This window comes from Arthrobacter ruber (assembly GCF_002954225.1).
GTDB classification, from domain to species: domain Bacteria; phylum Actinomycetota; class Actinomycetes; order Actinomycetales; family Micrococcaceae; genus Arthrobacter_D; species Arthrobacter_D ruber.
The window spans coordinates 131,114-155,529 of record NZ_PPTH01000016.1 but is presented as its reverse complement, the minus strand read 5'-3'; the positions used below and the strand labels follow the sequence as shown (position 1 = coordinate 155,529).

23 protein-coding genes are annotated in these 24,416 nt (G+C 68.4%); 15 read left to right on the top strand and 8 right to left on the bottom strand.

Annotation, left to right across the window (positions count from 1 at the left end; all coding sequences use genetic code 11):
* The first annotated feature begins 56 nt into the window (after positions 1 to 56).
* Positions 57 to 1,424: a hemolysin family protein gene (locus CI785_RS09300; protein ID WP_105031815.1), complete on the top strand. Its 1,368-nt coding sequence runs from the start codon at positions 57 to 59 to the stop codon at positions 1,422 to 1,424.
* The gene (locus CI785_RS09295) at positions 1,421 to 2,458 is read left to right on the top strand and encodes a hemolysin family protein (RefSeq protein ID WP_105031814.1); all 1,038 of its coding nucleotides are present in this window, start codon (positions 1,421 to 1,423) and stop codon (positions 2,456 to 2,458) included. The genes CI785_RS09300 and CI785_RS09295 overlap by 4 nt, the downstream gene beginning before the upstream one ends.
* 110 nt (positions 2,459 to 2,568) lie before the next feature.
* Here CI785_RS09295 and CI785_RS09290 read toward each other — a convergent pair whose 3' ends face one another.
* The 3 genes from CI785_RS09290 to CI785_RS09280 form a co-directional block, all read right to left on the bottom strand.
* A complete protein-coding gene (locus CI785_RS09290) occupies positions 2,569 to 3,441 on the bottom strand; it encodes a GAF domain-containing protein (protein ID WP_105031813.1) in 873 nt (290 codons plus the stop codon).
* 457 nt (positions 3,442 to 3,898) lie between these two features.
* Positions 3,899 to 4,666, bottom strand: coding sequence for a cation efflux transmembrane domain-containing protein (locus tag CI785_RS09285; RefSeq protein WP_105032138.1), 768 nt, complete (start codon positions 4,664 to 4,666; stop codon positions 3,899 to 3,901).
* Positions 4,666 to 5,010: an ArsR/SmtB family transcription factor gene (locus tag CI785_RS09280; RefSeq protein WP_105031812.1), complete on the bottom strand. Its 345-nt coding sequence runs from the start codon at positions 5,008 to 5,010 to the stop codon at positions 4,666 to 4,668. Before CI785_RS09280 ends, CI785_RS09285 begins: the two co-directional genes overlap by 1 nt.
* Positions 5,011 to 5,586: 576 nt before the next feature.
* On the opposite strand from CI785_RS09280, the gene CI785_RS09275 reads away from it, so the two are divergent.
* The 4 genes from CI785_RS09275 to CI785_RS09260 all read left to right on the top strand — a co-directional run bounded on the left by CI785_RS09275 (position 5,587) and on the right by CI785_RS09260 (position 10,367).
* Complete coding sequence (locus CI785_RS09275) at positions 5,587 to 7,821, top strand: copper-translocating P-type ATPase (RefSeq protein WP_105032137.1); 2,235 nt, start codon at positions 5,587 to 5,589, stop codon at positions 7,819 to 7,821.
* Positions 7,822 to 7,895: 74 nt separating this feature from the next.
* Entirely contained in the window at positions 7,896 to 8,453 is a 558-nt protein-coding gene (locus tag CI785_RS09270) for a hypothetical protein (RefSeq protein WP_105031811.1), read from the top strand.
* A 160-nt stretch (positions 8,454 to 8,613) separates the two neighbouring features.
* Positions 8,614 to 9,294, top strand: a complete 681-nt coding sequence (locus CI785_RS09265; RefSeq protein WP_105032136.1) for a DUF305 domain-containing protein — start codon at positions 8,614 to 8,616, stop codon at positions 9,292 to 9,294.
* 89 nt (positions 9,295 to 9,383) lie between these two features.
* A complete protein-coding gene (locus CI785_RS09260; RefSeq protein ID WP_105032135.1) occupies positions 9,384 to 10,367 on the top strand; it encodes a glycoside hydrolase family protein in 984 nt (327 codons plus the stop codon).
* Positions 10,368 to 10,514: 147 nt separating this feature from the next.
* On the opposite strand, the gene CI785_RS09255 is transcribed toward CI785_RS09260, so the two are convergent.
* Positions 10,515 to 11,966, bottom strand: coding sequence for a glycoside hydrolase family 6 protein (locus CI785_RS09255; protein ID WP_105031810.1), 1,452 nt, complete (start codon positions 11,964 to 11,966; stop codon positions 10,515 to 10,517).
* 343 nt (positions 11,967 to 12,309) lie between these two features.
* On the opposite strand from CI785_RS09255, the gene CI785_RS09250 reads away from it, so the two are divergent.
* Both CI785_RS09250 and CI785_RS09245 read left to right on the top strand, forming a co-directional pair.
* Positions 12,310 to 12,741 (top strand): DUF7793 family protein, encoded by a 432-nt coding sequence (locus CI785_RS09250; protein WP_105031809.1) that lies wholly within the window; start codon positions 12,310 to 12,312, stop codon positions 12,739 to 12,741.
* A 335-nt stretch (positions 12,742 to 13,076) separates the two neighbouring features.
* Positions 13,077 to 13,847 (top strand): GAF and ANTAR domain-containing protein, encoded by a 771-nt coding sequence (locus CI785_RS09245; RefSeq protein WP_240615104.1) that lies wholly within the window; start codon positions 13,077 to 13,079, stop codon positions 13,845 to 13,847.
* A gap of 173 nt (positions 13,848 to 14,020) precedes the next feature.
* On the opposite strand, the gene CI785_RS09240 is transcribed toward CI785_RS09245, so the two are convergent.
* Positions 14,021 to 14,737, bottom strand: a complete 717-nt coding sequence (locus CI785_RS09240; RefSeq protein WP_240615103.1) for an EAL domain-containing protein — start codon at positions 14,735 to 14,737, stop codon at positions 14,021 to 14,023.
* Between the two features lie 239 nt (positions 14,738 to 14,976).
* Between CI785_RS09240 and CI785_RS09235 the strand changes: the two genes are divergently transcribed.
* The 4 genes from CI785_RS09235 to CI785_RS09220 all read left to right on the top strand — a co-directional run bounded on the left by CI785_RS09235 (position 14,977) and on the right by CI785_RS09220 (position 20,023).
* Complete coding sequence (locus tag CI785_RS09235) at positions 14,977 to 16,017, top strand: MBL fold metallo-hydrolase (protein WP_240615102.1); 1,041 nt, start codon at positions 14,977 to 14,979, stop codon at positions 16,015 to 16,017.
* A 68-nt stretch (positions 16,018 to 16,085) separates the two neighbouring features.
* Positions 16,086 to 16,559, top strand: coding sequence for a MarR family winged helix-turn-helix transcriptional regulator (locus CI785_RS09230; protein WP_105031806.1), 474 nt, complete (start codon positions 16,086 to 16,088; stop codon positions 16,557 to 16,559).
* A 271-nt stretch (positions 16,560 to 16,830) separates the two neighbouring features.
* On the top strand, positions 16,831 to 18,981 hold the full coding sequence (malQ, locus tag CI785_RS09225; protein WP_105031805.1) for a 4-alpha-glucanotransferase: 2,151 nt from the start codon (positions 16,831 to 16,833) through the stop codon (positions 18,979 to 18,981).
* 37 nt (positions 18,982 to 19,018) lie between these two features.
* Positions 19,019 to 20,023 (top strand): NAD(P)/FAD-dependent oxidoreductase, encoded by a 1,005-nt coding sequence (locus CI785_RS09220; protein WP_105031804.1) that lies wholly within the window; start codon positions 19,019 to 19,021, stop codon positions 20,021 to 20,023.
* Positions 20,024 to 20,148: 125 nt separating this feature from the next.
* On the opposite strand, the gene CI785_RS09215 is transcribed toward CI785_RS09220, so the two are convergent.
* Positions 20,149 to 20,595, bottom strand: a complete 447-nt coding sequence (locus CI785_RS09215) for a YtxH domain-containing protein (RefSeq protein WP_157940216.1) — start codon at positions 20,593 to 20,595, stop codon at positions 20,149 to 20,151.
* Positions 20,596 to 20,696: 101 nt separating this feature from the next.
* On the bottom strand, positions 20,697 to 20,948 hold the full coding sequence (locus CI785_RS09210; protein ID WP_170068227.1) for a hypothetical protein: 252 nt from the start codon (positions 20,946 to 20,948) through the stop codon (positions 20,697 to 20,699).
* 264 nt (positions 20,949 to 21,212) lie between these two features.
* On the opposite strand from CI785_RS09210, the gene CI785_RS09205 reads away from it, so the two are divergent.
* The 3 genes from CI785_RS09205 (at position 21,213) to CI785_RS09195 (ending at position 23,329) form a co-directional block, all read left to right on the top strand.
* Positions 21,213 to 22,019, top strand: coding sequence for a DNA-formamidopyrimidine glycosylase family protein (locus CI785_RS09205; protein WP_105031802.1), 807 nt, complete (start codon positions 21,213 to 21,215; stop codon positions 22,017 to 22,019).
* Positions 22,020 to 22,138: 119 nt separating this feature from the next.
* Positions 22,139 to 22,810, top strand: coding sequence for a peroxiredoxin-like family protein (locus tag CI785_RS09200; protein ID WP_105031801.1), 672 nt, complete (start codon positions 22,139 to 22,141; stop codon positions 22,808 to 22,810).
* Between the two features lie 243 nt (positions 22,811 to 23,053).
* Positions 23,054 to 23,329: a hypothetical protein gene (locus CI785_RS09195; RefSeq protein ID WP_105031800.1), complete on the top strand. Its 276-nt coding sequence runs from the start codon at positions 23,054 to 23,056 to the stop codon at positions 23,327 to 23,329.
* 25 nt (positions 23,330 to 23,354) lie between these two features.
* Here the strand turns inward: CI785_RS09195 and CI785_RS09190 are convergent, their stop codons facing one another.
* Complete coding sequence (locus tag CI785_RS09190; RefSeq protein ID WP_105031799.1) at positions 23,355 to 24,377, bottom strand: LacI family DNA-binding transcriptional regulator; 1,023 nt, start codon at positions 24,375 to 24,377, stop codon at positions 23,355 to 23,357.
* Positions 24,378 to 24,416 lie beyond the last annotated feature (39 nt).

Sequence of the window (24,416 nt, the reverse complement as noted above, 5' to 3'; positions counted from 1 at the left end):
GCCCCTCACCTGCCTGACCGCCGTTCTGTCGGCCGATCGAGGATGGGGGGCGCACCATGTATGAGTTGGTCATGATCGGCGTCGGCCTGATCCTCACCATCGGAACCGGCATGTTCGTGGCCTCCGAGTTCGCGCTCGTGAACCTCGACCGGGGTGACCTCGAAGCCCGCGACGCGCGCGGCGAGAAGGGCCTGAAGCCGACCATCAAGGCCCTGAAGATCACATCGACGCATCTGTCGAGTGCTCAGCTCGGGATCACGCTGACGACCCTGCTCACGGGCTATACCTTCGAGCCGGCCATCAGTTCCCTGCTGCGCGAACCCCTGCTCGGTGCCGGTGTCCCGGAGGGACTCGTGCCCGGGATCGGCGCCGTCGTGGGAATCTTCCTCGCCACCGTGTTCTCCATGGTGATCGGCGAGCTGGTCCCCAAGAACTTCGCGCTGGCCCTGCCGCGGCAGACCGCGAAGTTCGTCGTACCGTTCCAGTCCCTGTTCACCACCGTCCTCAAACCCGTCATCCTGCTGTTCAACAACACCGCGAACAGGATCATCCGCTCCTTCGGCATCGAACCGAAGGAAGAGCTCTCCGGCGCCCGCAGTGCCGAGGAACTGAGCTCCCTGGTCCGTCGCTCCGCGCTCGAGGGTTCCCTGGATCAGGACCACGCGGAGCTGCTGCACCGCACCCTGCTGTTCTCGGACCACACCGCCGACGACGTCATGACGCCCCGCGTGCGCATGGCTTCGATCAGGACCACCGACACCGCCTCGGACATCATCGGGACTGCCCTTGCCACCGGGTATTCCCGTTTCCCGGTGATCGGTCAGGACAACGACGACATCCGCGGTGTCATCCACCTCAAGCAGGCCTTCGCCGTCCCCCTGGACGCGCGGACCATCACGACGGCCGAGACGCTGATGATCGAACCTCTCCGGGTGCCCGAATCCATGAGCGTCGACACCCTTCTCGGGTTGTTGCGAGGTCAGGGACTGCAGATCGCCATCGTCACCGACGAGCACGGCGGCACCGCGGGTATCGTCACCCTGGAGGACCTGATCGAGGAGATCGTCGGTGAACTCGAGGACGAGCACGACCGCACCCGTGTCGGCGTCGTCCGCACCGGTAGATCCATCACCTTCGACGCGTCGCTCCGTCCGGACGAGTTGAAGGAACGCACCGGGATCGACGTGCCCGAGGGCGAGGACTACGACACCATCGCCGGCTACATGACCGACGAACTGGACCGCATCCCGGAGCTCGGCGACGAAGTGGACCTGGGAACCGGTGTGCTCCGCGTCGAGCGGGTCGTCGGCTCCCACGTGGAGCGCATCCGCTTCACGCCCATCGATCAGCCATACGCCGGCGGTGACCCGACCAGCAGCCATGACCGCCTGATCGACACCCTGACGAAGGACGCGACCCCATGAGCGAGTACCTGCCCGGCATCATCTGGCTGTTCGTCCTCCTGGCCGCCAACGCATTCTTCGTCGGGGCGGAGTTCGCCGTCATCTCCGCCCGGCGATCCCAGATCGAGCCGAAGGCCGACGCGGGGAGCAAGGCCGCGAAGACCACCCTGTGGGCGATGGAGCATGCCACGCTCATGCTGGCGACCAGTCAGCTCGGCATCACCGTGTGCTCCCTGGTCATCCTGAATGTGTCCGAACCCGCGATCCACCACCTGCTCGAATACCCGCTGGCCCTGACACCTGTTCCACCCGAAGCCATCGGGGTGATCGCGTTCATCGTGGCCCTGCTGCTGGTCACCTTCCTGCACGTGGTGCTCGGCGAGATGGTCCCGAAGAACATCTCGTTCTCCGTGCCCACCCGGGCGGCTCTGCTGTTGGCCCCACCGCTGGTGTTCGTGTCCAAGGTCTTCAAACCCGTCATCTGGACCCTCAACGGTATCGCCAACGGCATCCTGCGCCTGTTCAAGGTCGAGCCGAAGGACGAAGCGACCAGCGCGTTCACGCTCGACGAGGTCGCGACCATCGTGGAACAGTCCACGAAGGAGGGAATGCTGGCCGACGGCAGCGGTACCCTGACCAACGCTTTCGAGTTCACCTCGAAGACAGTGGTCGACGTCGAGGTGCCCATCGCCGACATCGTCCATCTGCCTGCGACGGCCAGTCCCGCGGACATCCAACGGACCGTCGATGCGCACGGCTACTCCCGCTACATCCTCACCGCCGGCGACGAGCCCGTGGGATATGTGCACCTGAAGGACGTCATGGACCTCACGACACCCGAGTCCTTCGTGCAGCCGGTACCGGCCAAGCGGATCCGCCGGCTCGCCTCCGCCTACACGGGAAGCGATCTCGAGGACGCCCTGGCGACCATGCGTCGCACCGGCGCCCACATCGCACGCGTCCTCGATGCCAAGGGCAACACCACCGGCATGCTCTTCCTCGAGGACATCCTCGAAGAACTCGTCGGCGAGGTCCAGGACGCCACCAGCACCTGAGCAGGGTGACGACCGCTGAAAGCGGCGCGGTGGAACCCAGGGTTCCGCCGCGCCGCTTGTGCTTTCAGCCGCCTTCCATGGCGCTGAGAGCGCGGCCAGTTGTTCTGGTGCTATTTGTCGGGGGACCCGGCCCATATTTCGATCTGTACCCGGGCGGCGCGGAGCCTGAGGTCCCGTTCGTCGGTCGCGGTGAAGGTTCGTGGGTGGTCGTCGATCAGGCACAGCGTGCCGATGCGCCACCCGTCGCTGCTGCAGATCGGGTGACCGGCGTAGAAACGCAGATGCGGGGCGCCGGTGACCAGCGGGTGATCGTGGAAGTCCGGGGACGCGGCAGCATCCGGGATGACGAGGGTCCGATCGGCTTCGATGGTTCGGGCGCAGAGCGCGGTCTCCCGGGGGAGGTCCTGCCCGATGGGTCCGGTGACGGACTTGATGATCTGCCGGTCATCGGTGATGAGCGCGATCGATGCCGAGCTCACGGCGAAATGATCGCGTGCTTCGGCGGTGAGGCGGTCGAAGCGTGCTTCGGCGCCGGTGTCCAGCAGCCCGGTTTCGAGCAGGGCGTTGCACCGGCGGGATTCGGTGTCGTCCGCGCGGTCCTGAGCCGTAGCGGCTGTGCTGCCGTCGTCGCCGATTCCGTGGGGTTCGGTGCGGGCGGGGCGGTCGAACCGGTACCCGTCGGGGGAGAGGGTGAGCCTGCGCAGGGTGTCGGCGTATCCCGACGCCCCTGCGACGCGGTCGGTGCTGTAGTGGGCGCCGTCGACGGGCAGATCACGGGCGGTGATCAGTTCGTTGATGGCGTGTGCGATCAGGTCCCGGTCGAGGACGGGCAGGACGGTGATGCCGGTGAGGTACCCGGTCACATCCATCTCGTCCCGGTTCCCGCCGCTGCCCAGGTAGGTGGCCCAGATATCGGTGCTGGACAACCCGGCAGTCCGGGCCGTCTGGATGGTTGTCCATTGCTGGAGGTACTCGCTGATCACTGGTGCACTTCCATCTCGGATCGGTGCGGTTGAGCCGTACCGGGTCGTGCTTCACACTGGTCCTGAAATTCTAGGGCCCGATGGTCACGTTCAACCTGATGAGTTGCTACTCGGGCGGGCTGCACCACACCCTTGCACTACCTCCATGGTGGGAGCAAGGCGGCAGGGGAGCGGGCATCATCACCGCGGCCCTGCCACCTCGGCACACACCCGGCCTGCTACTAGATCATCGGGCACATTCCCCAGTAGGACACACATCCACGGCGAAAGACGACCCAAGAAACATCAGCGCGATCCCGTTCCTCACCCCTTCCCCATGCAACGCGCGAGCGATGCGTGGAAAGGTCGAACAGACGAAGGACGTCTTGCGGACCGAGTTCGTTCCCGACCGCAGCGCCATCGACTTCCGCCGGACCCGCTGCGTTCCATGGTCCCGGTGGGTTGCCGGAACGATGCCCTACCCCGCGCCCGAGGAATCGCAGCAGTCGCTGGACGGGTCGGCTGTCGGCGACGCCGCATCCTCCGTGGTGCTGTGCGGGGTGTACCGAGCGGCACTGGGTCCGGTGGGTCGGGAGGTCAACGTCGGTGCGCAGCACGAGTCGCCCTTCCATGCGTCGCGGCCTTCCTTGATGGCGACGGCGGCGATGACCAGGGCGGCGATGGGGTCCGCCCAGGACCAGCCAAGGGTGCTGTTGAGCAGCAGGCCCACCAGCAGGACCCCGGACAGGTAGGTGCACAGCAGGGTCTGCCTGGAGTCCGCGACAGCGGAGCGCGAACCGAGCTCGCGACCGGCCCGGCGCTGGGCCCAGGACAAGAACGGCATGACCGCCATGCTCGCCGCGGCGAGGACAATTCCGACCAGGGAGTGCTGGGGCTCGGACGCTCCGAGCAGGGCGCGGACGGCGTCGAAGGCCACGAACGCGGCAAGACCGAAGAAGGAGAACGCGATCAGGCGCAGTGCGGTCTTCTCGCGGGTTTCCGGGTCGCGGCCGGCGAACTGCCATGCCACAGCGGCCGCGGAGAGAACCTCGACGATCGAGTCCAACCCGAACCCGATCAGGGCGCTCGAGGACGCTACCGTGCCGGCGCTGATCGCGACGACCGCCTCGATGATGTTGTAGCTGATGGTTGCCCCGACGAGAAGTCGGATCCGCCGGGACAGGACTGCGCGGCGCTCCACAGCCGATGCCGGCTGCACCGATCCGGGTGACGCATGAGTGCTCATCAGCAGCACACCGCCCCGACGACGTGGTTCTCCCGGGTGGTGCAGCAGCACTGGACCTCGCTGACAACCACGACGTCGAGCAGTGCGGTCAGGGCGTCGCCGAGTTTCCGGTCTGCGAGTTCGTACCGGACCCGCCGCCCCTCGGGAGCGGCGACGACCAGCCCGCACCCGCGCAGGCAGGTCAGGTGATTCGACAGCCGCTGCTTGCTCACCCCCGCCATCTCGGCCAACTCCCCCGGATAGGACGGCGCATCCCGCAGTGCCAGCAGAACCCGGGCACGGACCGGGTCGGACAAGGCATAACCGAAACGCGCGAGCACCGAGTAAGGGGCAACAGTGTCCATGCCCCAATGGTACAGAGGATCGTGTACTGATGGCGGGGCATGTAGCCACAGCGCTGTGCCACTGGACGCAATCGAAGCGGTCGGTGGATGGGCAGATGCTTCCTCGCCTCGCGGGTTCAGAGACTCCTCGTTCTACCGGGGCTGGGGCGGCGATGTGCAGAAGTCAGGGCATGCAGGGACGCTCGGCGAATCTGCGCCGGGGTGATCATTGCCGAAGCCTTGACGTATACCCCCAGGGGGTATAACTTGGTGGCACCTGAAAGGTTGTCTCCCTCAGCAGGGACCTACACAGTGATGGTCTGATAGCGCGATCGCACCGCCGCAGCCTCCGACGGACAAGCTTCCGCCACTGTCTCTTTGCGCCCGGATGACGTCGGCGCCGCCCACAACTTCAGGAGAGCGACCATGAACGCAACGCCCCGGATCCCGATGCCCTCAGGGACATCAGTGCGACCACGACTGATGCAGGTACCCGATGCAAGGGGTGCCGGAGGAAGAGTCACCATGAGCACCAACCAGCAGGACAATCACCCGAACCATCGGGTGTCCGACGCCGAACCGACCCATGGTCAGGCCATGCCCGACGGCCATCCCCACTCGGTGCCGTCCACCAGCGAACAGCCCGACCCCCGCGCCAGTACCGGTACCGCCCAGGGCCGTTCGCATGGGCAGGCGCCCTCGCACGCCAGAGGACACGAACACCCTGCGGGGCATAGGGGACAGGGTGCGGATGATGATCATCAGGTGCACTCCCACGGGGAGCATGCCGGTCATTCGACGGCGATGTTCAGGAATCGGTTCTGGATCAGCCTGGTCCTGGCAATTCCGGTCGTAGCGTTCAGTCCCATGTTCACGATGCTCCTCGGGTACATGCCGCCGGAGTTCCCTGGCTCCCCATTGATCGCCCCGGTCCTGGGCACGATGATCTTCGTCTACGGCGGGGCGCCGTTCCTCAAAGGTGGGGTGACGGAACTGAAGTCCCGGCAGCCGGGCATGATGCTGCTGATCGCTATGGCCATCAGCGTCGCGTTCATCGCCTCGTGGGTCACCACACTGCGCATCGGCGGGTTCGACCTGGACTTCTGGTGGGAACTCGCCCTGCTGATCGTCATCATGCTGCTGGGCCACTGGATGGAGATGCGCGCCCTCGGGTCCGCCGCCGGGGCCCTGGACGCCCTGGCAGCCCTGCTGCCCGACAAAGCGGACAGGGTCACCGGCACCGGCACGAATGCAGATGTCGAGACGGTTCCGGTGAGCTCCCTGGTCATCGGGGACGTGGTGCTCGTGCGCTCCGGCGCCCGGGTGCCCGCCGATGGGCAGATCATCGACGGGACGGCCGAGTTCGACGAATCGATGATCACGGGCGAGTCCCGTACCGTGCCCCGCACGATCGGGGACGCCGTCGTCGCAGGGACCGTCGCCACCGATAGCGCTGTCCGCCTGACGGTGACGGCGGTCGGGTCCGAGACGACGCTCGCGGGGATCCAGCGTCTGGTCGCCGAGGCGCAGGCCTCCTCCTCCAGGGCACAGGCCCTCGCGGACCGGGCCGCGGCCCTGCTGTTCTACTTCGCGCTCGGCGCGGGCATCCTGACCTTTCTCGCATGGATGCTCCTCGGCAGCCCGGATGATGCAGTGATCCGCACCGTCACGGTCCTGGTGATCGCCTGCCCTCATGCCCTGGGACTGGCGATCCCCCTGGTGATCGCAATCTCCACCGAACGTGCCGCGAAGGCCGGCGTGCTGATCAAGAACCGGATCGCCCTGGAACGCATGCGCACCGTCGACGTCGTCCTGTTCGACAAGACGGGGACCCTCACCGAGGGTCGGCACGCCGTCACCGCGACCACGACGGTTGATGGCATCAGCGAGTTTGAGCTGCTTGCCCTGGCAGGAGCTGCCGAGGAGGACAGTGAGCATCCTGTCGCCCGCGCCATCGTCGCCGCAGCCCGGTTGAACCCGGACGCGGTGGACCTCGCGTACGCCGGCACCGGGTTCAGGTCACTGACCGGCCGCGGCGTCCAGGCCATCGTGGACGGCCACGACGTGATGGTGGGCGGGCCGAACATGCTCAAGGAATTCGGGCTCGGCACCCCTGCCGGCATCGCGGACTCCGTGCAGGAATGGGTGGGCCGCGGCGCGTCCGTGTTGCACGTCGTCCGCGACGGTGAAGTGGTCGGTGCGGTGAGGCTGGAGGACGAGGTCCGGAAGGAATCCCGGACCGCGGTGAGGGCCCTGCAGGCCCGTGGGGTGAAGGTCGCGATGATCACCGGGGACGCCCGGCAGGTCGCCGACGTCGTCGGCACTGAGCTGGGTATCGATGAGGTGTTCGCGGACGTCCTGCCCCAGGACAAGGATTCCAAGGTCACCGAACTGCAGGCCCGTGGCCTGAAGGTCGCGATGGTCGGCGACGGCGTCAATGACGCCCCCGCCCTGGCCCGCGCCGAGGTGGGCATCGCCATCGGCGCCGGGACGGACGTGGCCATGGAATCCGCCGGCGTCGTCCTCGCCGGGAACGACCCCCGCTCGGTGCTGGCCCTGATCGACCTGTCCCGGGCCAGCTACCGCAAGATGATTCAGAACCTCATCTGGGCCACCGGGTACAACGTGCTCGCCGTCCCCCTGGCCGCAGGCGTGCTGGCCTTCGCCGGGATCCTGCTCTCCCCGGCAGCCGGCGCAGTCCTCATGAGCGTGTCCACGATCGTCGTCGCGCTCAACGCGCAGCTGCTGCGCCGGATCGATCTGGACCCGGAACGCATCAGCACCGACCGGACCAGTGATGGGACAGTGGAGGCAGGGTCCATCAGGGCATGACTTCGGGCTCACCGAGAGACCCCCGCGGTGCACAAGCGTCGGCGGACGGCACGGACAGGGAGGGGACGGGAAGGTTGACCAGGAACCGGGCATTCCATGCCGTTCTCTCCCTGCTGCGTACCGCCGTTCCGTCGGTCATCACCTTCGTCGGTCTGACAGCCGTCATCGTCGGGATCCTCGCGATGCACGTCTGGATGGGTGGCCACGGGTCCAGCTCCCATCACATCGCAGCCCCCGCCACCACGAGCACGACCACCAGTGCGACCACCGGCACGCATGCGGGGGACGAGGTAAGCCAGGTCCACGCCGGTGTCCACGCCGAGCTTCATGTCACGATCACGCCGGCAGGCGCCGTGGCAGCGATCGAGGCGCCGGCCCTGGATGCATTCCGGACCAGTGCCTCCGCCCTGGCCTCGGAGGGCGGGCCGGTCGGATGTGGCGGGGACTGCTCCGACGAGATGATGCTGGGCCTGTGCGTGCTGGCGATGATCGTCGGCATCGTCGGACTGCTGACGCCTGCCGACCGCGTCCTGCTCCCGACCTCGGTCCGGCGGGGTCCTCCTGCGCCATCGCGGGCATCCCGACCTGTGCCCGCGCCGTCACTGACTCAGCTCTGCATCAGCCGGACATAGGATCCGCGGTCCGCACCCGCCCCCTCCCTGGAGCGGCAGGGCCGTTGTCCTGCCAGGACTGCGCCCCTGCGCGCCCACCTGGTTCCCGCCGTACCCGCCGCCTGACGCGGTACGACCAGCTGACACCACTCCCATCCGAGCAATGAAGGACCTGACCACCATGAAGCGTTCCCTTTCCCTTGCGTCCCTGTCCGTGGCCGCCCTCATCTCCCTGTCCGCCTGCGGCCCGTCCTCCGGCGAAAGCATGGAGGGCATGGAGGGCATGGGCGAAAGCTCCGCAGCAGCCTCCAGCGCCACTGCCGAAGCCACCACCGGGACCAGCACGGAGTCGACATCGGGCACGTCCGACGACGCTATGGCCGAGCACAACGACGCGGACGTGATGTTCGCGCAGATGATGATTCCGCACCACGAGCAGGCCGTGGAGATGAGCGAGATGATGCTCGCCAAGGACGGCATCAGCCCGGAGATCACCGCACTCGCCACGAAGATCGAGGACGCCCAGGGCCCCGAGATCGGGACCATGACCGGGTGGCTGGAAGCCTGGGGCGAGCCCGTGGAACCCGAAGGCGGCATGGAAGGCCACTCGATGGGCGGCTCCGGGTCCATGGAAGGGATGATGAGCGACGAGCAGATGTCCGAACTCGGGTCCGCCGAGGGCACTGAAGCGTCCCGCCTGTTCCTGGAGTCCATGACCGCCCACCACGAAGGCGCCGTCGGCATGGCGCAGGACGAGATCGACAACGGCCAGAACCCCGAGGCGATCGAGATGGCCGAGATGATCATCGAGACGCAGAACGCGGAGATCGCCGAGATGGAGGAGCTCCTCGCGGGCCTGTGACCTGCGTGGGCATCACCTGCATGGCCTTGCCGGCCTTCCCGATTCAGCACGGACGCCCGTTGCCGGGTGACAGGATGGGTCATGTGACGATGCATCCCGCCCTCTCGGACCGGCTTCTTGCACTTCCGTACCGCGACCCTGTCCACGACGGTGCGACCGACCCCGTCCTGGTCGCCGATCCGGCCTCTGGATCGTGGCTCATGTTCTACACGCAGCGCCGCGCCGCGGCATCAGGTCTCGACGGTGTGGCATGGGTTCACGGAACCGGGATCGGCGTCGCACGGTCGGACGACGGAGGGATGACGTGGTCCTACGAGGGCGTCGTCGAGGGCCTCGATGCACCGGGCCTGGCGCGGCCGGTCACCCGATGGGCGCCCGATGTCGTCCGGATCGGTGACCGCTGGGTCATGTTCCTGACGCTGCTGGGAGGTCACAGGACCGACTGGACCGGTCCGGCGAGAATCGCCCAGTACACGAGTACCGACCTGCGTGCATGGGCCTTCCAGGCGTATCTCGACCTCCATTCGGAGCGGGTCATCGACGCGGCGGTCACGAGGTGCGGCGACGGCCTGTATCGGCTCTGGTACAAGGACGAGACGAGGGGATCCCGGACCTATGCCGCGGTGACGGCTACTCCGTGTCTGCCGTCGACCTGGGAGGTGGAGGGCCTGGTGATCGACGGGAGACCGCACGAGGGCCCGAAGGTCTTCGTGCTCGGGGGGTGGTACTGGATGATCACCGACGAGTGGCGGGGCCTGGCGGTGTACCGGTCGCTGGATGGTGCGGGTGGGTGGGAACGGCAGAAGCGCGACGACGGCCTCGTCCTCAGGATGCCGGAGACCTTCGAGGGCCTCCCGGTCGTGGCACGCCATGCCGACGTGGTGGTGCAGGAGGACCGTGCCGCCATCGTGTACTTCACCCATCCGCAGTGGGCAGGCGCTGATTTGGGGGACATGGAAGGGGAGGCGACCGGCACGGCACATCGCAGAAGCCATATCCGGGCCGCCTGGTTCGACGTGTCCCCGGCCGGCGAACTCCTGCCGAGTGACCGGCCTACGGGTGGGCTTCGATAACGGCCTCGTAGCTACCATCTGAGAATGAGGAGCTTCCCGGGGCCACCCGAGGGGCATGGCGCACCGATCTTCTTCGCAGACGATCCGTCCGGGTGGAGGCCCACTTCTGCTGGGGCGAGGAGTCGGGCGAACGGCGGTTCTCCCGGGCTAGAACCGGGCGTTGCTGATGAGCTCCTGAGCCCGTTCGGGGAAGAACGTGCCGGCGCCGGGTCCGCCGTTGCAGGTGCCGTCCGACTCGCCGGGAGCCTTGAGCCAGAGGAAGGCATCGACATTCTGGACGCCGGGGGTGAGGGTCGGGAGCTTGCCCAGTCCCTGTCCGGAGGGGTTGCACCACGTGGTTGCCGTGGCGACCCCGTTGCGGCTCGTATCCACGATCATCTTCCACGGAAGCCCCGCGGCCGAGATGACCTTGTTTCCGTAGTCGATGATGGAGGCGTTCGAGTTGTACGCGGACACGTTCACACTGATGCCGTCGATGGCGACTCCTGCCGGGATGCTCCGCTTGATGCGGTTCGCCATCTCCGCCGGGTCGACCCAGTTGGAAGCGTCGACGTAGACCTTCGCGTTCGGATTCGCCTTCAGCTTCTGTACCGCGTACCGGATGGACTCGACGCGCTCGGTCTGCTGGGCGGCTGGGAGTTCTCCGAGGTGGCCGAGGGCATCCGGCTCCACGGAGACGATGACAGGAGCGGTGCCGATTCCAGCAGCAACGCCGTCGATCCACGCCCTGTAGGCGCCGGGGTTCGCCGCACCGCCTGCGGAGTAGCTGCCGATGTCCCGGATGGGTGCGTTGTAGACGAGCAGGCTGACGACCTTCCCGTTCGCCGCGCTCACCTGCTGTCGAATATCGGCCTGAGCCTCCTCAGGCGCGCCGCCTGTGTACCAGCGTGCCGTCGGCGTGGTTTTCAGGATGTCGTATCCGGAGAACTGGTCCACCTGTCCAGGGCCGTCGTACAGGACGCGCGCGGTCGAGGACGGCGGTACTGACCCTGCAGCAACAGTGAGGTCCTGTTCGATCGAGGTGAACCGCATCGCCCCCCACGCGTACGAGCCCGCGGGAGGTCCGTCGAACACCATGACCCGGAGTTCGTAGACCCCCGCAGGGAGGGCCGGAAGGGTGAGGTTCTGGGCCGTCGTTCCAGTAAGGTCCCGGCCCTCCAGGAAGACGTCCGCCTTCCTGGCATCGTTCTGCCATGCCTCCACGTAGACGACCCTGTTCGCCTGTGACCCCGAGGGTGAAGTGACGGACACGGTGAGTGGAGTCGCTTTTCCGTCAACTGCCGACCCGTAGCTGATCGACGTGTCCCAGGTAGCCGGTGCCGTGATCGGTGAAGGGCCAGGACTCGGGCGGGCGCTGGGTGAGGCGCTGGGGCTGGGGGTGGCGCTAGGGCTGGGGCTGGGCGCGGAAGCGTCCTTGTCGTTCGCCTCGATCCATGCTTCGACGGCGGTGAGCCGCTGGGCCAGGCACGTCGCGTCGGCAGTAGCGCACGGAACTCTGAAGTCGGGGGCCTTGAGGTCGGTGGCCGCCGCAGCACCGGAGGCACTGACCATCGCCCCGACGGCTGCCAGTGCAACGATCTTCTTGAACTCGAGGGGCATGATGCTTCCTTACGTGTGCTGCGGGTCGGATGGTCTGAGGCCCGGTGGAGTCGCAGGGTCGAGGCGACAGCTGGCTGGGGCGATCCCGGGACGACTAGATATTCGTAATACGTGGTACAGGTGTTTCAGAAGTGAAAGCGGAAAACTGGCAGAAACCTGCGGCTGTCAAGGGCGGCCGGGGGATCTTCCGTTTCGGAAGACGCGATGGACAACACCTGAACCTGCGGGAGGGATTCGTCCGACCGGAGCGCGTCGACTCGGGTCGGACGGAGGACAGGGCAGGGCCGCATCAGCCCTTGACCGCAACAGTCGCACCCGGCGTGATGACTCCGTGGAGCCAGGAATGCGCGACGATGGACAGATCACGTCGATCAAGGGGGGCAGGACGATGATCAGCAAGCAACCACACGAGACGGTGGAGGCATTCACCGCGACGATGCGCGATGGAGTGCTGTGGATCGAATGGCTCGACGGCACGAGCGTCGCTGACGCGGATGCTGTCTCTCTCATCGAGCGTGCCGACACCATCAGCGGGGATGTATGCCCGCCGATGCTCGTCGAACTCAACGGAATGGTGACCCTGACCCGGAACGCACTTCTGAGATTCGCCAAGAACCTGAACATCGCAGCCATGGCCATCGTCGGTCCATCCGCTGTCGACAAGGCCATCGCCGACTTCTTCACGGAAGTCCACGATCCGCCCTATCCCACCAGGTACTTCCAGCACCAGGACAATGCTCTCCGCTGGCTCACGGGTTGCCCGCACGCGTCCTGACCGCCCGCCATGGTCGCTGATGTGCGCCCGACCGATGTCCGGCGCGGCAGACCAGCCGGTGAGGGACACCCCGGCCATCCTGTCGTCCGCCTCGACTACAGGGCCAGGGGTGCGGTGTGGGGCACCGTCGGGGCAGGCTCCACGATGGCGTGCCTGTCCAGCGGCCCGGTAGTGCGTGGTGGCGACGACATGGAGGTGTGCAACCTGTCGTGCATCACAGCTCGACACTCCGCCCTGTGACGAACTGTCTGGCACACTGGCGGGATGAGCGAGCAGAGGCCTTTACCGCAGGAAGTAGCAGCCGGCGACGATGCGATGGCTCGGGCGGGCGACCGATGAGCGGGCAGCCGGCCGTGGGCCGGGGTATGCCGTCCTCCCACCATGGCGGAGTGGAGCGGGACCGCGATCTCGCCACCGAATTGGCGGAACTCGCCCGGTCGCTGCAGCAGGAGCCGGACGGGGACGCCATCCTCGCAGGCTTCGTCCGCGCAGCCCTGGAGCTGGTTCCGGGAGCCGACGAGGGCTCGGTCAGCGTGGTCCAGGGCCGCAAGAACATCGGTTCCCGCGCCCCCTCGAGTGATCTTCCCAAGCGCATCGACGCGCTCCAGATGGAGACGAACGAGGGCCCGTGCCTGGAGGCGGCGTACGAACACCGCACGGTCCGCGTCCCGGACATGGCAACCGAAGACCGCTGGCCCCTGTTCGCCCGCCGCGCCAGCGAGGCGGGCGCCCGCGGGATGCTCTCGGTCCAGATCTGGGTGACCGGTGATGATCTCGGCGCCCTGAACCTGTACTCGTACGAGGCGGATGCCTTCACCGACGAATCGGAGAACATCGGCCTGCTGGTCGCCTCCCATGCCGCCGTCGCGTTCGCCGAGGCCGAGGAATCCCGGCAGCTCAGGGAAGCGGTGGACTCCAGGGACCTCATCGGCCAGGCCAAGGGCATCCTGATGGAACGGCACAGGATCAGCGGCCCGCAGGCCTTCATCGCCCTGTCGGCGGCCAGCCAGCGGACCAACACGAAACTCCGGAAGGTCGTCGATCACCTCATCAGTAGCGGGGAGCTCCTCGGCGGAGATGAGAGCGTCTCGAGCCTCAGGCGCTGACCCGCGTCCCGCGCCGTTTCCGTTGGTGACGTTCGGGGCAGAGCAGCTCCCTCATCGGTGGCACAGGCTGTACGGTGAGGCCGGCCCATACCGGGGTCCGGTATCGGATGAAGAGAAACGCACCCGTGGCGTGGTGGACCGGACTCGCGGCCGGACGAGGTGGGCGCGCCCTGCTAGGCGACTGCGCCGATGCCGGGAACAGACCCGAAACGTACCTCGGGGAGTTCCTCGAAAGCCGGCTTCGCGAACCAGTACCCCTGGAACAGGCGGACACCGGCTGCCTTCAGGAACAGGAACTCCGCCTCCGTCTCGATGCCTTCGGCGAGCACGGTGATGCCGAGCGTCCCGGCGATGCCGAGGATGCCGGTGACGACGGCCTGGCGGGCAGGACTGCCATCGATTCCTCGAACGAGCTTCATGTCGATCTTGAGCAGGTCCGGCTGGAACTCGACCAGGAGCCCCAGTCCTGCGTGACCGGCGCCGAAGTCGTCGATGGCGGTGGTGAAACCGTGCTTGCGGTACTCCGTGATGATGTTCGTGAGGTGGGCGGTGTCCGCGACCTCCTCGTTCTCGGTGAACTCGAACATGATCGACGATGTCGGGAAGCTGCATCGCCCGGCCGCGAGCAGTGTCGCCCGGAGGCATGCGGCCGGTTCGTACACCGCATTCGGCATGAAGTTGATCGACAGCTTCAGTTCTTCGCCCGCAGGGAACAGGCGCGACGCCAGCTCGATCGCCTTGACCCGGCAGTCCTGGTCGAAGCGGTACTTCTGCTCCGGCAGGATCCGTGAGAGGACGTCGAATGCCCCCTCGCCCGCCAAGCCCCTGACCAGCGCCTCATAGCCCCACACGCGCTCATCGACGGCGTCGTAGATGGGCTGGAAGGCCATGCTGAAATCAAGGTCGAGTTTCGAAGATGTCGCGCAGCCGTTGCATGTCATGCAGAAGGTCCCCTCAATGGTCTCGTCCACCATAGGGCACACTCGGCGGCACCACCCCGCATGCCATGCGGAAGATCGGGAACCCGGATCCCGCGTCGGCTCCTTCGCCGGCTGTGGTGGCATCGATGCCGTTCGGCCGGCGGGACTGCTGCGACCGCTACGGTGGGAGAAGACACCCGGGAGGACGTATGCACCCCACCAGTACCCGACCGATGGACGCCCTCGCCCGCGGTGAACTCCCGCCCCTGGAGCGTGTGCGCGACGACGTCTGGGCCCTCGCGCAACCGATGCCGGGCGGTCACCTCGCCTACTCCTTCACCTACCTGCTCCTGGGCGCCGATGGCGGTGTCCACGTCATCGACCCTGGGTGGGACTCGGACGAGAACTGGGACCGCCTCGTCGCAGCGCTCGGCGAGATCGTCCCCGGCAGGTCGGGAACCGGCGCGCCAGGAATCGGATCGCCAGGAACCGGGTCGCCAGGAGCCGACGCCGTCACCGGTATCACCGGGACGCACCTGCATCCGGATCATGTGGGCATGGCGGCCAGGCTCCGCGCGGCGTCCGGGGCGCAGCTGGCGATGCATGCCGTGGAGCGCCGGGCCCTCGAACAGCACGACACCCGGACTCTCGACCCCGACGAGGCTGTCGAACGGCTCCGTGCATGGGGTGTCCCGGAAGCGCGCCGCGACGAACTGATCCAGCACGTGGACCGGTCTCCCGCAGGACTGGTGCTGGCGGTCGACCGGGAACTGGCCGACGGGGACCTCCTGCCGATCGCCGGGTTCCGGGTGTCGGTCATGGCCACGCCCGGCCACACGGCCGGCCACCTCTGCCTGCGGGACGACGACCGCGGGCTCCTCTTCACCGGGGACCATGTGCTGCCCACGGTCTTCCCGGGCCTGGGACTCGGGGGAGCGACGCCGTCGAACCCCCTGGCCGACTACCTCTCCTCGGTGGACGCCCTGCGCCCCTACGGCCACTACGAGGCGGCGCCGGGACACGGCTACCGCTTCACCGGGCTCGGGCAGCGGGCCGCCGAGTGCGCCGACCACCAGCTGAAGCGTGCGCGGGAGGTGGCGTCGGTCCTGGACGAGCCGACCATCTGGGACATCGCGTCGCGCCTGACCTGGACCGCCGGATGGGACAGACTGCACGGGTTCCAGCTGCTGTCCGCGCTGACCCAGACCGCGATGCATCGGGACTACGTGAGCACGCATTCACTGCCCTGAATACTCGACTTTGAGAACTTCCCCACGAGTATGGCTCCGGAGCCCACCGGCGTCTGTACGCTTCCTCCATGAATGCATCGAGAGGGGCTGACGGCGTCGATTTCGACCACGCCATCGAGGTGCTGGAGGAGCAGACGAGTGTGCTGTGGCGGCGTGAGCGGACCACGTCGCACGCGCTCGCGAAGAACGTGCACCCGGAGATGGAACCGGCCGCGTACGGCATCCTGATGCTGCTACAGCGGGAGGGGTCCCTGCGGGCGACGGACATCGCGACGAGCATCGGTGTAGGGAAGCCGTCCGTGAGCAGGCAGCTCGCCGGCCTGGAGCGGCTGGGTCTCGTCAGCCGCCAGCTCGACCCGTCCGACGCGCGCTCCCAGCGCGTCCTGCTGACCCCGCTCGGACAGCAGCAACTCACCGCGGCCCAGACCGGCAGGCGCTCGGCCTTCACCGCGCTGATGCGCAGCTGGAACCCGGAGGACGTGGAGAAGCTCGGACTCCTGATCGCCCGGTTGAACAGCACCTACACGAAGGACACCTGGTAGGGCCTCAGCCCTCATCCCATCCCGCGCCCTCGCGGAACGTCCCGATGCACTACCCGGCCCGCCACTCTCCGCAGGGACCACGTACTCGAGGAAACAAGCAATGGGCCCACAGTGCCACCGCGGGCGGTGCCCCAGCCGGCGGGCCGTGCGCCGGGTTGTGCGCCGATGGCAGGGCTGCTGGCTGCGCCCGGCGCCCCGATAAGCCCGTCAAATCGCCGGTGGAGGGCGGCAGCGGATGCAACGCCCCCCGATGCCCGCCTAGATTGGGACCATGGCCGACACGACGCAGCACGAAGAAGCAGAACCGGTGGCGCCCACGCCCCTCGAGCAACTCGCCGAGGCGCACCGGGTGGGTACCACCTTCAAGGGATGGGACGGCGAACCCGCCCGCGTGGCGCCGGAGACCCTCGTCACCGTCCTCGCGGCGCTCGGCGTCGATGCCTCGTCCGACACGGCGATCGACTCCGCGCGGAGGGACGTCGAGGACGGACCCTGGCGCTCGGTGCTGCCCGCCCTCGTCGTGGTGCGTGAGAGCGACGTGGAGCCCGTGGTCCTCCATGTACCCGCCGGAGCGGACGTGGAGTTCTGGGCGGTCGACGAGGACGGAGTGCACTACACGGGGACGGTCGGTGAGGCCACCGACACCCGCAGCATCGACGGGCACGACGTCGAACGGCGGCAGGGCACCCTCCCGCATGCCCTGCCCCTCGGCTGGCACACCGTCCACGCCCGTATCGGCGGTATGGAGACCTCTTCCACTTTCGTCGTCACGCCGGACCGGCTGAGCACGACGGCGGCGCTCATGGGTTCCCGCACCTGGGGCCTCATGGCGCAGCTCTACTCCGTCCGCTCCTCGGCATCGTGGGGCATCGGTGACCTCTCCGACCTCGGGCAGCTGGCACAGGCCGCCGCGGAACACGGCGGGGGCTTCGTCCTGGTGAACCCCCTGCACGCGGCCGAGCCCGTCCCGCCGGTGGAACCGTCCCCCTACCTGCCCACGACGCGCCGCTACTTCCACCCCCTCTACCTGCGCATCGAGGACATCCCCGAATACGCACGGCTGGACGACGCCGACCGCGCGCGCGTCGGTGCGCTCGCCGCCGGGTTCACGGAGGTGAACACGGCCACCGACATGCTGGACCGCGACTCGTCCTATGCCGCGAAGCTCGAGGCGCTCGGGCTCGTCTTCGCCGTGAAGCGCGCCGAGCAGCGCCAGCACGACTTCGACGCGTACCGCGCCCACCAGGGGCAGGGGCTGACCGACTTCGCGCTGTGGTCGGCGCTCGCCGAGACCTATCCGCCCGGCGCACCGGAATGGGACGACGTCGGCCGTCCCGGCTCGCCGGGTGCCCTGCAGTACGCGGAACGTCATGCGGCACGGATCGAGTTCCACGAGTGGCTGCAGTGGCTCCTGGACGAGCAGCTGCAGGAGGCCCAGCTCGAGGCCACCGGTGCCGGGATGCCCATCGGCGTGGTGCACGACCTCGCGGTGGGCGTGCACCCCAGCGGTGCCGACGCCTGGGCCCTGCAGCACGTGCTCGCGTCGGGTATCAGCGTGGGCGCTCCGCCGGACATGTTCAACCAGCACGGCCAGGACTGGAGCCAGCCGCCATGGCATCCGGAACGCCTCGCCGCATCCGGGTACGCGGCGTTCCGCGACATGCTGCGCAACATCCTGCGCCATGCCGGCGGCATCCGCGTGGACCACATCCTCGGGCTGTTCCGCCTGTGGTGGATCCCGCAGGGCGCAGCGCCGGGCGCCGGGGCGTACGTGTACTACGACCACCGGGCGCTGATCGGCATCCTGGTCCTGGAGGCCGAGCGGGCAGGCGCCGTCGTCGTCGGCGAGGACCTCGGTGTCTTCGAGCCGGGCGTGCAGGAGTACCTGGCCGAGCGCGGTGTCTTCGGCACCTCGATCCTCTGGTTCGAGCAGGACGAGGACGGCCCGCTGGCTCCCGAGGCCTACCGCAAGGGCTGCCTGACGACCGTGACGGTGCACGACCTCCCGCCGAGCGCCGGGTACCTCGCCGGGGAGCACGTGGTGCTCCGTGAGAGGCTCGGTCTGCTCAGCCGTCCTGTGGCCGAGGAGCAGGCCGAGGACCGCGCCGTCCAGGACAAGTTCCTCGCCCTCCTGCGCGAGCGCGGTCTGTTGCCGGAGGGCACGCAGGACGTCCCGCGGACCGTGGAGGCGCTCCACGCCTTCATCGCGCAGACCCCCTCGGTGCTGCTGGGCGTCGCGCTCGCGGACGCCGTCGGGGAACGTCGCACCCAGAACCAGCCCGGCACCAACAACGAGTACCCCAACTGGCGGATCCCGCTCGCCGACGCCGACGGCCGGGCCGTCCTCGTCGAGGATCTCGCCGGGAACGAGCGCTTCGCCTCGCTCGTCGCGTCACTGGGTCTCTCGTCCGACGGCCGGTGAGGCACAGGGGCGATCGCCCGATGGCAAGGACAATCTGATGCCGCAGCCCGTAGCCGCCACGTGGTCGGATGGAGGGATGGAGACGCAGGGAACGTACGACGTCGTGATCGTGGGCGGGGGAGTGTCGGGCCTGAGCGCCGCACTCGTCCTCGGACGGGCCAGGCGGAACGTGGTGATCATCGACGCCGGGACGCCGCGCAACGCTCCGGCCGATGCGGCCTACGGATTCATCACGCGGGACGGCACGGCACCCGAGCGGCTGGTCGCGCTGGCGCGTGAGGACCTCGAGCCGTACGGTGTGGACTTCGTCGACGGCAGCGCCGGGAACGCGCGGGAGGTCCCGGAGGGCTGGTCCGTCACCACCGCCGACGGCGTCTCGGTGCAGGGGCGGCACCTCGTCCTGGCCACGGGTCTCCGCGACGTCCTCCCCGACATCCCCGGGGCGAGGGAAGCGTGGGGGCGGGGCCTGCTGCAATGCCCGTACTGCCACGGATGGGAGGTCCGGGACCAGCCCCTCGGCGTGCTCGGGTCCTCCTCGACCTCCCTGCACCAGGCGCTCCTGGTGCGCCAGTGGTCCGAGGACGTCACATTCTTCCCGCACATGCTGGAACCGCTGTCCGACGACGACGCCCGGAGCCTGCGCACGCGCGGCGTCCGGGTCGTCGAGGGCCGTGTGCAGGGCCTGGCCCTGGAACCGGCCGAGGACGACGCACCACGGACCCTGCGCGGCGTCCAGCTCGACGACGGCACCCTGGTCCCCTGCACGGCGGTGTTCTGCGAGCCCGGAGCCGATGCGGCCCTGCCGCTGATCGACGACCTCGGGTGCGAGATGCGCGACGACGGTTGCGTGGTCACCGACGAGGTCGGACGGACCACGGTGGATGGGGTATGGGCCGTGGGCAACGCGGCGGACCCCGCCGCCCAGCTGGTCCCGGCGGCCGGCGACGCCTACCGCGTGGCTGTCGCGGTCAACGCCCTGCTCGTCGACGCGGACTGCAAGGCGTGCCTCGACGCCGAGGACGTGGTGAGCGAGGGCGTCTGACGGACTGCCGGGTCGGCCCGGAGGTGCATATCCCGCCTCTCCCGGCAGGTTCCGCTACTCGGCACAGGAGGCCCGGACACGGGAAAGGCCCCGGCGGACCGGGGCCTTTCCCTCATCCCGAACTCCTACCCCTTCAGGTCGGGGCGGGTGTCATCGTCCTGCGCCTCGAACGGGGTGTCCTCCACGTGGCGCGGATCGCCGCCGCTCGGGCCGGTGGTGCCGCTGACGCCCGTGACGTCGGCGCTCCCGGTGTCCATCGCGGTCACGACCGGAGGCACGTCCAGGGGGAGGTCCCCGCTCGCGCCGACGTCCTTGCCGGTCTTGTTGGGCGCCTTCGCGCCGTCTGCAGCGCCGGAGCCGCCCTTCTTCAGGACGCCCTTCAGGGAGTCCTGTACGGCCGGCGCCTTGCTCTTGAGGGTGCCGGTGGTCGAGGAGAGCTTGTCCTGCACCTTCGGGTCGTTCCACAGCTTCTGCGCCTTTGCCCGGAGCTGTTCGTAGCTTTCCCGGCCGGCCCGCGTCCCGAGGACGTAGCCGGCGGCCATTCCCGCCGTGAAAACAAGTTTGTTCTTCATGCCGTTCTCCAATCGGTGGATTGCGATGCCTTCGAATCTAGACCACCGCGGTGGCGGGAGCGAGGGGGGATTTACGCTTCTTCGTCTGCGGCCGCGGAAGGTCAGGAGGAGCGGCGGTCCGACTCGGAGACCTCGGGACGCTTCGAAGCAGGCCCGGTCTCCTGGTCGCGGCGATCGAGCTCCTCGGTCAATTCCTCGTGCCGGATCTCCGTCTCCAAGGACGGCTCGCCGTCCTGGGCGTACTCGTGGTCGAGTTCACGGTGGATCTTGCTGTTCAGCACCTCGACCTCGGGCAGGTCGAGATCCCGGAGGTCTTCCGGGAAGTCTTCGGAGGGGGACAGTCTGGTGATCATGGGAACCTGTTCGTGGACGCGGAGGGACACTGGCATCGGGGCCCACTGCAAGACCACCCGGCGCCGGGCACAGCCCGGCACTGGAGAAGGATATCCGCCTGCGGCGGGTAACGAAAACCGCCACGGCCGTGCCGTCACCCTCGGTCATAGCCGTGCCGTGGGCGTCGGCCCACCCGCGTCCGCGGAGGGTCTCCAGTCACGCAGCAGGCATGTCGGTGCCAGGCGCTAGCCTGCCTGGAGAGATCGGATCGGTCAGGGAGGCACATGCCAGAGGGCGACAGCGTCTTCCGACTGGCCGTGCGGCTGAGGAGGTCGCTCGACGACCGCACGCTCAAGCGCGGCGATCTGCGCGTTCCGGCGCACGCGACCGATGACCTCGACGGCATGCGGGTGCTCGGGCACGTCACGTACGGCAAGCACCTCCTCACCCGGTTCGACGCCGGACTCACCCTGCACACGCATCTGCTGATGCAGGGCTCCTGGACGGTCACGGCTCCGGGCAGGGTGCTGCCCCGCAGGCTGCTGCCGGAGGCGCGCGTGATCCTCGCGGTGCAGGACGGGCCCACGGCCTACGGCCTGAACCTGCCCGTCGTCGATCTCCTGCCCACGCGGGCCGAGGGCGACGTCGTCGGGCACCTCGGTCCCGATCCGCTGCGGGACGACTGGTCCGCGGACGAGGCCGTCCGCAGGCTCGGGAGCAGCCCGGGCGAACGCGTGGCGGCGGCCCTGCTGGACCAGCGCAATGTCGCCGGCTTCGGCAACCTCTGGGCGAACGAGCTCTGCTTCCTGCGCGGAGTGCATCCGGACACAGCCATGGCCGACGTCGACATCCCGGCGCTGGTGGCGCTCGGAGCCCGATGCCTGCGTTTCTCCGCCACACAGCCCGGCGCCCACCAGGTCACCACGGGGAACACCCGCAAGGGTGAGCAGCACTGGGTGGCGGGCCGGGCCGGGAAGCCCTGCCTGCGGTGCGGCACCACAGTACTCGTACGGGCCGAGGTGCCCGGAGACCCCGGACGCCGTCGTACCTGGTGGTGTCCGCGCTGCCAGCCGTCCAGGTCCCGGGACTGACACGGCAGGAAGCCGGCGGCCCAGCCGGCCGCTGGCCTGCTGGGAATTTCCCGTGCCCTGGACCACAATGGTCCTGCCACGGATTTGAGGCGCCGCGGCGGTCGTGCTGAGGGGACCAGATGAAACAGAGAGCGGCATTCACGAACACCATCGCATTGCAGATCGAGGAATTCACGCCGACCTTCGAGGCGCAGGTCGGCCCGGAGCTGGCCGCGGTCTTCGCCCGCGAGCAGGAGGACCTCCGCCGGGCGGGACCTCCCGCCGGGATCGCGCAGCCGGGTGACAGGCTCCCCGACGCTCCCCTGTACGACTCGGACGGGCGGCGGACGCGGCTGCGTGAGGTGCTCGGCGCCGCGGCGGCCATCATCGTCTTCTACCGCGGCTCGTGGTGCCCGTACTGCAGCATCGCCCTCAGGACGTACCAGCGCGAGCTCCGGCCGGTCGTCGAGGCCTTCGGGACCCGGCTCATCGCGATCAGTCCGCAGGTCCCCCGGGTCTCGGTCACCGCTGCCCGCGAGGAGGGACTGCACGTCGCACTGTACTCGGACGAGGGCAACGCCCTCGCCGCGCACCTGGGCATCGTGACGGTACCCAGCCCGGAGTCCATGCGCGCGCGGGCCGTCCTCGGCATCGACGTCGCAGGGTCCAACATGGACCACACGACGGCGATCCCCTTCCCTACGGTGGTCGTCGCCGATGCCACCGGCACCATCCGGCTCATCGACGTGCGGGTGGACTACACCACCCGCACGGAGACGTGTGACATCATCGACGCCCTCATCGCCCTGTAACCTCCCCTTCCTCCACGCGGCATCCACGCACGGCCGTGATGCGCTACCCCCAGTCGCTCCCGCGGCGGAGTGCGGAACCGGCATAGACTGCTCCCAGGAGCCCGCAGCCAGCGCGCCCCCGAAGCGGTTCAGCCACCAGCCGTCACACCTCCAGATGCCCCGAACGGGGTTGGAAGCTGCCGCCGTGAAGATCGCATCCATGTCGCCCCACCCCTGCCGTCACCGGACACCGCCGAGGCCCGGATGAGGGAGGCCATCAGGGGGCCGGGGACCCAGGAGCAGCAGCGCCGGCTCACGGCGCTCGCCATCGAGAGCTCTCGACTCACCCTGCACGAGGTCTGGCTCCGCTACTTCGAGTACACCGGCGTGGCGGGGCAGACCGAGCTCGAGGCACACCTGCAGGGCCTCATGATGCTGCCGGTGGAACAGGCGGACATCCTCTCCCACGCGGTCAACGAGCTCATCGACGAGCTCCCGCCGAGGCCGCGCGCGCCCTACAGCGACGACCCGTCGCCGTAGGGCTGCGGGGGTCCCCGGCACAGGCTCAGTCCGGGGCGGTGCTGGCCCTGACCACGAGTTCGCTCCGGGGCATGGATCGCGTCTGGATGTCTCCGGTGTCGAGCAGGGCGAGCAGCAGTTCGGCGGCCACCCGCCCCTGCATGCCCGGGTTCCGGAACAGGGCCGTGACCGACGGCGACGCGAGCCGGCAGTGCAGCGAATCGTCCCAGCTCACCACCGCCACATCGTCAGGGCACCGCAGCCCGAGCTCGCGGAGGGCGAGCAGGCCGCCCATCGACATGAGGTCGTTGCCGAAGACCACGGCCGTCGCCGCCCGGTGGACGGGCCCCTGCACGAGCGCGACGACGGCGTCGTGGCCGGCGTCGAGCGCGTAGTCGGCCTCGAACGGGACCACCTCCATACCGTGTGCATCCGCGGAGGTCCGCACGCCCCGGATGCGCTCCTCCTCGTGCAGGAACGCCCGCGGGCCGGATATATGCGCGATCCGGCGGTGTCCGCGCTGGTGCAGGTGCTCCACGATCGTCGCGGCGTCGGCCGCATGGTCCGTCGTCGTCCCCGAGAAGGGCGTTCCCCACTCCGCCTCAGGGGCGCCGTGCAGGACGAACGGAAGCCCCAGCCGGTCCAGCAGGGCGGGCCGCGGATCGTCGTGCAGGTGGTCGAACAGCAGGACGCCGTCCACCTTGCCCTCCCCGGCCCAGCGCTCGTAGGTCCGGCGCTCCTGCGCCGGGTCCTTGCCCACCATCCGCAGCATCAGCGCCATGTCGCCCTCGGCGAGGGCGGCCTCGATGCCGGCCAGCATCCCCATGTAGTAGGGCTCGGTGCCGATCAGGAGGGGATCGGCGGACAGGACCATCCCGACGGCTCCGGCCCGTGACCGCGAGAGGGCACGTGCGGACGAGCTCGGGTACCATTCGAGTTCCTCGGCGAGGTCCAGGACGCGGCGCCGGGTCAGCTCGCTGACACCGGGCTGGCCATTGAGCGCGTAGGACACGGACGCCTTCGAGATGCCCAGCCTCTTCGCCAGACCCGCAATGGTTTCCTTGGCCATGGCTTACACAATAGCCCGGGGTTCTGCTTGACCCGCCCC

Bases quoted from the DNA above. Each gene is read 5' to 3' on its own strand.
- CI785_RS09300 (WP_105031815.1), top strand. From the start codon at position 57: ATGTATGAGTTGGTCATGATCGGCGTCGGCCTGATCCTCACCATCGGA.
- CI785_RS09295 (WP_105031814.1), top strand. From the start codon at position 1,421: ATGAGCGAGTACCTGCCCGGCATCATCTGGCTGTTCGTCCTCCTGGCC.
- CI785_RS09285 (WP_105032138.1), bottom strand. From the start codon at position 4,666: ATGAGCACTCATGCGTCACCCGGATCGGTGCAGCCGGCATCGGCTGTG.
- CI785_RS09280 (WP_105031812.1), bottom strand. From the start codon at position 5,010: ATGGACACTGTTGCCCCTTACTCGGTGCTCGCGCGTTTCGGTTATGCC.
- CI785_RS09275 (WP_105032137.1), top strand. From the start codon at position 5,587: ATGCCCGACGGCCATCCCCACTCGGTGCCGTCCACCAGCGAACAGCCC.
- CI785_RS09265 (WP_105032136.1), top strand. From the start codon at position 8,614: ATGAAGCGTTCCCTTTCCCTTGCGTCCCTGTCCGTGGCCGCCCTCATC.
- CI785_RS09260 (WP_105032135.1), top strand. From the start codon at position 9,384: ATGCATCCCGCCCTCTCGGACCGGCTTCTTGCACTTCCGTACCGCGAC.
- CI785_RS09255 (WP_105031810.1), bottom strand. From the start codon at position 11,966: ATGCCCCTCGAGTTCAAGAAGATCGTTGCACTGGCAGCCGTCGGGGCG.
- CI785_RS09250 (WP_105031809.1), top strand. From the start codon at position 12,310: ATGCGCGACGATGGACAGATCACGTCGATCAAGGGGGGCAGGACGATG.
- CI785_RS09245 (WP_240615104.1), top strand. From the start codon at position 13,077: ATGAGCGGGCAGCCGGCCGTGGGCCGGGGTATGCCGTCCTCCCACCAT.
- CI785_RS09240 (WP_240615103.1), bottom strand. From the start codon at position 14,737: ATGGCCTTCCAGCCCATCTACGACGCCGTCGATGAGCGCGTGTGGGGC.
- CI785_RS09235 (WP_240615102.1), top strand. From the start codon at position 14,977: ATGCACCCCACCAGTACCCGACCGATGGACGCCCTCGCCCGCGGTGAA.
- CI785_RS09230 (WP_105031806.1), top strand. From the start codon at position 16,086: ATGAATGCATCGAGAGGGGCTGACGGCGTCGATTTCGACCACGCCATC.
- malQ (WP_105031805.1), top strand. From the start codon at position 16,831: ATGGCCGACACGACGCAGCACGAAGAAGCAGAACCGGTGGCGCCCACG.
- CI785_RS09220 (WP_105031804.1), top strand. From the start codon at position 19,019: ATGCCGCAGCCCGTAGCCGCCACGTGGTCGGATGGAGGGATGGAGACG.
- CI785_RS09215 (WP_157940216.1), bottom strand. From the start codon at position 20,595: ATGAAGAACAAACTTGTTTTCACGGCGGGAATGGCCGCCGGCTACGTC.
- CI785_RS09210 (WP_170068227.1), bottom strand. From the start codon at position 20,948: ATGATCACCAGACTGTCCCCCTCCGAAGACTTCCCGGAAGACCTCCGG.
- CI785_RS09205 (WP_105031802.1), top strand. From the start codon at position 21,213: ATGCCAGAGGGCGACAGCGTCTTCCGACTGGCCGTGCGGCTGAGGAGG.
- CI785_RS09200 (WP_105031801.1), top strand. From the start codon at position 22,139: ATGAAACAGAGAGCGGCATTCACGAACACCATCGCATTGCAGATCGAG.
- CI785_RS09195 (WP_105031800.1), top strand. From the start codon at position 23,054: ATGAGGGAGGCCATCAGGGGGCCGGGGACCCAGGAGCAGCAGCGCCGG.
- CI785_RS09190 (WP_105031799.1), bottom strand. From the start codon at position 24,377: ATGGCCAAGGAAACCATTGCGGGTCTGGCGAAGAGGCTGGGCATCTCG.